8 protein-coding genes and 1 tRNA gene are annotated in these 7553 nt (G+C 65.6%); 5 read left to right on the top strand and 4 right to left on the bottom strand.

Annotation, left to right across the window (positions count from 1 at the left end):
• Positions 1–335: carotenoid oxygenase family protein (locus tag KBZ07_RS13530; protein WP_254932101.1), on the top strand; the 335-nt coding region annotated here is incomplete at its 5' end.
• Here KBZ07_RS13530 and rdgB read toward each other — a convergent pair.
• Positions 336–944, bottom strand: a complete 609-nt coding sequence (gene rdgB / locus KBZ07_RS13525) for an RdgB/HAM1 family non-canonical purine NTP pyrophosphatase (protein WP_254932100.1) — start codon at positions 942–944, stop codon at positions 336–338.
• A 4-nt stretch (positions 945–948) separates the two neighbouring features.
• A complete protein-coding gene (locus KBZ07_RS13520; RefSeq protein WP_254932099.1) occupies positions 949–2418 on the bottom strand; it encodes a phosphoglucomutase/phosphomannomutase family protein in 1470 nt (489 codons plus the stop codon).
• Between the two features lie 141 nt (positions 2419–2559).
• On the opposite strand from KBZ07_RS13520, the gene KBZ07_RS13515 reads away from it, so the two are divergent.
• On the top strand, positions 2560–3990 hold the full coding sequence (locus KBZ07_RS13515; RefSeq protein ID WP_254932098.1) for a TM0106 family RecB-like putative nuclease: 1431 nt from the start codon (positions 2560–2562) through the stop codon (positions 3988–3990).
• Between the two features lie 32 nt (positions 3991–4022).
• On the opposite strand, the gene KBZ07_RS13510 is transcribed toward KBZ07_RS13515, so the two are convergent.
• Complete coding sequence (locus KBZ07_RS13510; RefSeq protein WP_254932097.1) at positions 4023–4964, bottom strand: folate-binding protein YgfZ; 942 nt, start codon at positions 4962–4964, stop codon at positions 4023–4025.
• Complete coding sequence (gene pyrE / locus KBZ07_RS13505) at positions 4961–5518, bottom strand: orotate phosphoribosyltransferase (RefSeq protein WP_254932104.1); 558 nt, start codon at positions 5516–5518, stop codon at positions 4961–4963. Before pyrE ends, KBZ07_RS13510 begins: the two co-directional genes overlap by 4 nt.
• A 260-nt stretch (positions 5519–5778) precedes the next feature.
• Here pyrE and KBZ07_RS13500 point away from each other — a divergent pair, with 260 nt between their 5' ends.
• The 3 genes from KBZ07_RS13500 to KBZ07_RS13490 form a co-directional block, all read left to right on the top strand.
• Positions 5779–6216, top strand: a complete 438-nt coding sequence (locus KBZ07_RS13500) for an Occludin/ELL family protein (RefSeq protein WP_315859528.1) — start codon at positions 5779–5781, stop codon at positions 6214–6216.
• A gap of 12 nt (positions 6217–6228) precedes the next feature.
• Positions 6229–6301 (top strand) — tRNA-Ile (locus KBZ07_RS13495).
• Between the two features lie 92 nt (positions 6302–6393).
• On the top strand, positions 6394–7553 hold a 1160-nt coding region (locus tag KBZ07_RS13490; protein WP_254932102.1), incomplete at its 3' end, for a hemolysin family protein.

The following is a 7553-nucleotide window of genomic DNA, read 5'->3' as shown; positions in this document are numbered from 1 at the left end:
GGGGTAATGATCCGCTCCAGGCGATTGAGAATCTCGACTTGCTGACCGGCGAACGCCTGGTGTGGAGTGCGGCACCTCGCGGTTTTGTCACCGAACCGGTGATGGTTTCCCGTCTAACTGGTGACTCACCAGGAGACAACTCTGCCGAAGACAGTGCTGCCGAAGACAGTCCCGCAGAAGATAGTGGCTGGGTGTTGGTGCCGGTTTGGAACGGGGCTCGCTGCGCCACGGATCTGGTGATCCTCAACGCTGCCGATTTGACAGAGCAAGCCGTGCTCGAGCTTCCCCTGGCCATTCCCTATGGGCTGCACGGCAGTTGGTCTGCAACTGCCTGATCAGCTGCCCAGCAGGGAGCCCAGCTGGGGTTCCAGCTGGGCAAAAGCCCGGCCCCTGTGGCCGATCTCGCTTTTGAGGCCTTTGTCCATCTCGGCGTAGGTGAGCCCCGTGTGCGGCACAAAAAACACGGGGTCGTAGCCGAAGCCCCCACTACCCCGCTGCGTTGGCAGGATCAGGCCGGCGCAGCGGCCCTCCACCTCCAGCCGCACGCTGCCGCTCGGATCGGCCACCGCCAGGGCGGCGCTGAACTCGGCGCTGCGGTCGGTAGCGCCCTCCAGTTCTTGCAGCAGCCTGGCGATACGGGCTGCGTCGCTGCTTGCGTAGCGGGCTGAGTGCACGCCTGGCGCGCCGCCTAAGGCATGCACACTCAGCCCTGAGTCATCGGCCAGGGCCCAGCAGCCGGTGGCGCTGGACACGGCCACCGCTTTGAGGCGCGCGTTCTCGGCAAAGGTGCTGCCGGTTTCCTCCACCTCCAAGCAATCGGGCTGGGCCTCAATTGCCAGGTTGAGTCCGGCCAGCAGGTGCTGGAACTCGCGCACCTTGCCGGCATTGCCGCTGGCGATCACCAGCTTGGTGACGGGTGAGCAGACCATATCTGTTGTGTGCATGGCGTCAGACCGATTCCGCCAGCTGGCGGGCCCAGCCCAGCACCTCAGCCACCCGGGCTTCGCTGGGAGCTTCGCAGTAGAGCCGCAGCAGCGGCTCGGTGCCGGAGAAGCGCAGCATCAGCCAGTGGCTGGGGCCCAGGCGCAGCTTCACCCCATCGGTGGTGATCACCTCCAGCACGGGGCTGCCGGCCACCTCGCTGGGCGGTGCTGCGGCCAGCTTTGCTTCGAGCCGCTCGCGGGCTGCCATGTCTGGCAGGCGTAGGTCGAGTCGGTCGTAGGCGGCGGCCCCACCGCAGCGCTGCTGCAGGGCATCGATTCGCTCCCCCAGGGGCAGGCCTCCCTCCACCAGCGCTTCGATCAGCAGCAGGGCTGCAAAGGGCGCATCCCGCTCTGGCAGATGCATGCCGAAGCCCACGCCGCCTGATTCTTCGCCGCCTACCAGCACCTCGCCGCTCAGCATCTCTGCCGCGATGTATTTGAAGCCCACGGGCTTTTCCAGCACCTGGCGCTCCAGGCCTTCTGCCACAAGTTGCATTAGGTCGGAGCCGCTTACGGTTTTGATTACGCAGCCCGGCAGCTGGCGGGCCCGGGCCAGGTGGTCGATGAATAGGGGCATCAGCAGCTGGGTGCTGCAAAAGCGGCCGCGCTCATCCACGGCGGCGATGCGGTCGCCGTCGCCGTCAAACACGATCCCCATGGCGGGCCGGCCAGCTGCGGTGCTGGCGGTTACGGCCGTGATCAATTTCTGCAGGTAAGGGGCCAGGGGCTCGGGAGGGTTGCCGCCAAATAGGGGGTCCCGGTTTGCCCGAATTTCGCGGATGACGCCACTGGATCTGGCCCCATCGCCCAGCAGGGCCGGCAGCACACCGGCTGCTGAGCCGTGCATTGGATCGACAATCACCGTGAGCCCCAGGCGCTCTAGGCCTGCCGCCAGGGCCGCAGTGTTCACCTTGGTCTGCAGGCCCGCCACGTAGGTGCCCAGGGCATCGAAGCGTTGGGGGTCGCCCGGGATCGGCACGGTGATGCCACCGGCTTCCAGGCGGGTTTCAACTCGGCGGGTGAAGTCACCTTCCACCGAGCCGCCGAACGGTCCCTTGATTTTCAAGCCGAGCCACTCCGGCGGGTTGTGGCTGGCGGTGATCACCAGGGCGCCCAGGGCCTGGCGCTGCACCACGGCCCAGCTGCTGGCAGGGGTGGGTGTGGCTGTGGCCGAAAGCAGGGGCTCGAGGCCGCAACCTCTAACGGCGCTGCAGATCGCCTCAGCTAGTTCGGGCGCCAGAAAGCGGCGGTCGTAGCCGATCACCACCTCGCGGCTTTTCAGGCCTTCGGGGGCGGAGTGGGCCAGCTCCCGGGCTGCAGCGGCAGCTACCGGCAGCAGTCGATCCAGGGTGATGTCCACGCCGAGGATGCCGCGCCAGCCATCGGTGCCGAAGGCGATCGGGCTGGCCTCCAGGGGCAGGGGGGCTGAGGCCATGGGGGGTGGGGCATGCCGAGCTGGGGCAATTCTGCGGTGCCGGCGGCGCTCCAGCCCTAGCGTCGGGGTCTGTGGACGCCAGCATTGACTTCCCGGCCCCAAATTGAATGTTCAGGGCCCGAGCCGGCTCTCACTGATCGCTTGCTGCGCAGTTGGCTGCGATGCAGGCGCCGCGCCTGGCTGGATCGCTTTGGGGTTGCCAGCGAGCGGCAGTGGAATGCCCACCGGGCTCTGGCCTTGAGCGACCAGCTGCGCAGCTTTCAGACCCTGCTGCCCCAGCGGCCGGGCCACGGCGAGGCGGCCTGCGCCGCAGGGGCGGCTGGGGTGGTGGGCTTGCGGCTGCGGGGGGCTGGTCCCCAGGGAGTGCGATTGGAATCCCATCCCTCCCTGCTGGAGCGCATCGCTGGCCAAAGCCGTTGGGGCGCCTATGCATACCGGCCGGTATTGGCTCGCCAGGGGCGACGGCTAACCCGCGAAGCTCGGGTGGTGCTGGCGCTTTGGGGGCGCCTGTTGGCGGAGCACCAGCAGGCACCAGTGCCCCATGGTCTGGTGGTGGCCGGTGAAGGCAGGTTCCTGCAGCGGGAGCGCCTGGCATTGGCTAGCGGCCTGCAGCACCAGCTCGATGAGAGCCTGCAGCGTCTCGCCGCTGATCTTGCCCAGTCCACGCCACCGCCCTTGGTGAGCGATCGCAAAAAGTGCACCCTGTGCAGCTGGCGAGGCGTCTGCGATAAGGAGGCCGCCGCCATGGGGCATCTCAGCGAGGTGAGTGGCATCGGCGGTAAGCGCCGCGAGATGTTGCTGGAGCAGGGGGTCACCAGCCTGCCGGACCTGGCTGCCCGCGATCCAGAGCTGTTGGCCGAGGCCCTAGCCGCCTACGGAGAGCAGCACCGCGAGATTGCCGCTGAGTTGGTGGCCCAGGCCCGGGTGCAGGCCTCTGGCCTGCCGCAGCGCCTTGGCCGTGGGCCGGTCTTGCCCGAGTTGGCAGCAGCACCTGGTGTGTTGCTCTACGACATCGAATCCGATCCCGATGCCCGCGATGATTTCCTGCACGGCTTTGTGGTGCTGGAGAGCGACGGGGCGGGGGGCTGGCTAGAGCAGTCCGCCCGCTACCAGCCCCTGCTGGCCTTGCAGGAGCATGGTGAGCAGCGCCTCTGGCAGCGATTGCAGCGTTTGCTTGCCCGCTATCCCGATTGGCCGGTGTTGCATTACGGCGAAACCGAGGTGATTGGCCTGGTGCGCCTGGCCCAGCGCCAGGGGGCCAGTGAGGCTGAGCTGGCCCGGTTGCGGGGCAGGATGTTGGATGTGCACGCCCGGCTGCGGCGCCACTGGCGCCTGCCGGTGAGCAGCTACGGGCTCAAGACGGTGGCCGGCTGGCTGGGCTTTGCCTGGAGCCAGAAAGGGGTAGATGGGGCCCGCTGCCTGCTTTGGTGGCGCCAGTGGCGTCAATGGCACCGCCAAGGCGGTAGCCGGGGCCAGGCCAGTCGCTATCAGTTGCAGCGGATATTTCTCTACAACCGCGATGACAGCCTGGCCACCTGGGCAGTGGTGCGCTGGCTACTGGCTCAGCCCTAACGCTTCAGGACTTCAGATTCAGGACTGAAGATTCAGGATTTACGGCCGGCACCGACCGGTGGATCAACGCAGGCTGGCGGGCGAGATAGCTCCAGCAGCGCGCCATCGGGATCGGGGCCGGCGCGCAGGCAGGTTTGTTGAAGCGACTGGCGGCGCACCAGGGCTAGGCCAATCCAGAGGCCATCTTCCAGGGCCAGGCTGGAGGTGATCAGACCCGCCCGGGGGCTGCTGGGCTCGCCGCCCGTCAAGACTGTGCCTGGCTCTCCAGGATCCTGGGTTCCGCGCCAGAACCAGCGCCGCAGCTGTTGTTTAACGCCGTCGTAGGTGGCGAGTTTGGCCAGGGTTTCCTGGCCCACGTAGCAGCCCTTGCTGAGGCTCACCCGGTCGGCAAGCCCTACTTCGAAGGGGTTGGTGTCGTCGTTGATCTCACCTGGGGCCTCCGGCACCCCCTGCTGGATGCGCCAACGCTGCTGCTCCCTGGCCGGCAGGGGCGCTCGATCGGCTAGCCAGGCGGGCAGCTCGGCGTTTGTCAGCAGGACCAACTGGCGGCCCAGCAACCAACCGCTGCCATCTTCTAGAGAAATCCAGCTCCCATCAGCAACCTGGGGCAGGGCGTCGCAGCCATCCCCAAGCGGCGTGATCAAACGCACCGGAGTTACCGGACCCAGTTGCACTCGATCGGCGGGGAACAGCACCCGCTCAAGGGCCTGCCAAAGGGCGGTGCCATCAGCGCCGCGCAGCAGCAGCCAGGCCCCATCCCTATCCACCAACACCTCAGCGAGGGCTCGCAGACGACCGGTGGCGGTGGTGCAACAGCTGGGTATCCAGCTGCCGGGCTGCTGGCCTTCGATTGCCGAGCTGGTTTGGCCGTGTAGAAATCTGCCCGAATCTGGGCCATCCAGGCGGATCAGGTAGCCCGCTTGTTCGGTTCGAGACGGGCCGCTGGGCTGCCAGCCCCAGGGATCGGAGCTCATGAGTTGGCCAGGTCCGCGGCGGTGGCAGCCACCTCGTCCAGCAGAAACAGGCTGCGCAGCTCGAGCCCGGCAGCCGTCATCGCCTCGACGCCCCCCTCCTGGCGATCCACGATTGTCACTACCCGGTTCACTGTGTAGCCAGCCTCACGCAGCTGCTGCACGGCCATTAGGGAAGATCCGCCTGTGGTGACTACGTCTTCAAGCACGGTGATGGTGCTTCCCGGTTCAGGCAGCGGCCCCTCCAGCCAGGCACCGGTGCCGTGGCCCTTGGCCTCTTTGCGCACGATCAGAGCATTGAGCTCCCGGCCCACCAAGGCAGCCATCATTGCCACCGCGCTCACCAGGGGATCTGCCCCCAGGGTGAGGCCGGCCACCGCCCGCGCTTCCGCTTCCACCTGCTCGAGCATTAGGGCGCCGAGCAGGGCCAAGCCGCTACCACTGAGGCTGACTGGCTTGCAATTGACGTAGTGGTGGCTGCTGCGCCCGGAGGCCAAGGTGAAGTTGCCGTGGCGGTAGGCCTGGGAGGCGAGCAGGGGAAGCAGGGCCAGGCGCATCTCTGCGGGGCTGGCAGTGAATAACGGGGCAGCCAGGGAAACGGTCGACAAGATCTGGTGCATTCTCGATTGGTTGATTAGTTTGCGACCATCACGACAGGATCAGCCCTGGGCTGATGGGATCAATGGCTTACGGCACCAACTTAAGGTTCACTTTGGGTTTGGCCGTAGGCGCACTTTCTTTGGTAGGAGCCTGGTCTTTGGTAGGAGCCTTGGTCTCGACCCCTGCAGCGGCGGGCCCAGTGGTTTGTACCACGACCTTGGAGGCCCCAAACAGCGGTGGGCAGGCACTCAATGGGGGAGCTGCCGGACCCGTTGAAGTTACCCGCTGTGGCGTCGTGCAGACCACGCCCCAGCTGATGGAGCAACGCTTTTTCAGCTACACGGCACCCTTTGCTCGCGGCGTGAGCCTCACCAATCAAATCACCGATCTATTTGGCATCGCCATGGGTGGTGGTGATGGCACCAAGGTGATGGGCTTCGGCTTCCCCGATCAAACGATCATCTGGGATGGCACGGCAGTGGAAAATACTTATCAAGTGTTACTTCAGCAGCAGAGTGATCCCATGCCCTGGCGTACGGGGGATGTGTCAAACGGCTATTCCGGCAGCCTGGGATCCGCTGGCTCCCAGCCTGATGGCCCAAGCTGGCAGGATGGCGGTGCCAGCTACAGCGCTCCGGTGCGCGGCCTCTGGTAGCACTGCTGGCGAGGGGGTCTAGCAATCTGGTGAATGCAGCGAACTCATAATTCGCCTTAGCCGAGTTCGATCCTCGGGACCCCCATTTCACCTTGGTTCAATCAACCCCTGCGGTCTGATTGCCCAGCAACCCCTATCGTCAGGGCACTGATGGCTCTCCTGGCGGAGCTTCCTGTGATTCAAGTCCTGGCGCTGGCCATTTTGCTGGCTCTGCTGGCTTTTTTTGCCGCTGGGGAATTCGCCCTGATTCGCCTGCGGCCTAGCCGGGTGCAGCAACTGCAGGAGGCGGGTGAGCCCGGTGCCCAAGCCGTTGCCAAGCTGCAGCATCGGCTCCGGCGAGTGCTGGTGGCTACCCAGCTGGGTACGGCGCTCGCTTTGGTGGCATTGGGCTGGGCCGGTCGCGGCTTGGCTGAACAGCTCGGCATGGCTATGGCCGCCAAAAGTGGTGTTGGAGCCATTCCCCAGGTTTGGCTTGATGCCGGTTTATTTCTTGTACTGGTTTTGCTTGCCACCGTGCTGGGCGGCTTACTACCCAAGGCCTGGGTGTTGCATCGTCCCGAAAGCTCGGCTCTGCGACTGGCGCCGTTGCTGGCTGCGGTGAGTCGCAATCTGGCCCCCTTGCTTTCCCTGATTGAGCGTTGCAGCGGTGTGCTGCTGCACCTGCTGGGCTTACCCCGTAACTGGGATGAGCTGGTGCCTGCCCTGTCGGCTGGCGAGCTTGAAACTTTGATCGAAACCGGCAACGTCACCGGTCTGATGCCCGACGAACGCAACATTTTGGAGGGAGTCTTTTCGCTGAGGGACACCCTGGTGCGGGAGGTGATGGTGCCCCGATCCGGCATGGTCACCCTGCCCCTGGATGTGAGTTTTGCCGAGCTGATGCGCGAGGTTCATGACACCGCCCACGCCCGCTTCCCGGTGATCGGCAGCTCCCTCGACGACGTGCGTGGCGTGCTTGACCTGCGGCGTCTTGCTGATCCCATTGCCAGGGGCATGCTCAGTGCCGACACTCCCCTTGCTCCCTACATCACCCCCGTGGCGCTGGTGCAGGAGAGCACTTCCCTGGCGGAGCTCCTGCCCCTGATTCGCAGTGGTCAGCCCCTGCTGGTGGTGGTTGATGAGCATGGTGGTACGGAGGGGCTGGTCACGGTGGCCGACCTCACCAGCGAGATTGTCGGAGAGGAAGAAGATTCCCTTGAGGCGGCCCAGGATCTGCAGAAACTCGGCGAAGGCTGCTGGTCGGTGGCAGGGGACCTGGAAATCTTCGAACTCAACAGGCAGCTGGCGCTGCAGTTGCCTGAGGCGGAAGGTCATCACACGCTTGCTGGCTTCCTGCT

The organism is Cyanobium sp. BA20m-14, from assembly GCF_024346295.1.
This window is presented reverse-complemented; position numbering and strand designations above follow the sequence as displayed.

Coding starts and splice junctions, on each gene's coding strand:
- rdgB (WP_254932100.1), bottom strand. CDS start 944: ATGCACACAACAGATATGGTCTGCTCACCCGTCACCAAGCTGGTGATC.
- KBZ07_RS13520 (WP_254932099.1), bottom strand. CDS start 2,418: ATGGCCTCAGCCCCCCTGCCCCTGGAGGCCAGCCCGATCGCCTTCGGC.
- KBZ07_RS13510 (WP_254932097.1), bottom strand. CDS start 4,964: ATGAGCTCCGATCCCTGGGGCTGGCAGCCCAGCGGCCCGTCTCGAACC.
- pyrE (WP_254932104.1), bottom strand. CDS start 5,518: ATGCGCCTGGCCCTGCTTCCCCTGCTCGCCTCCCAGGCCTACCGCCAC.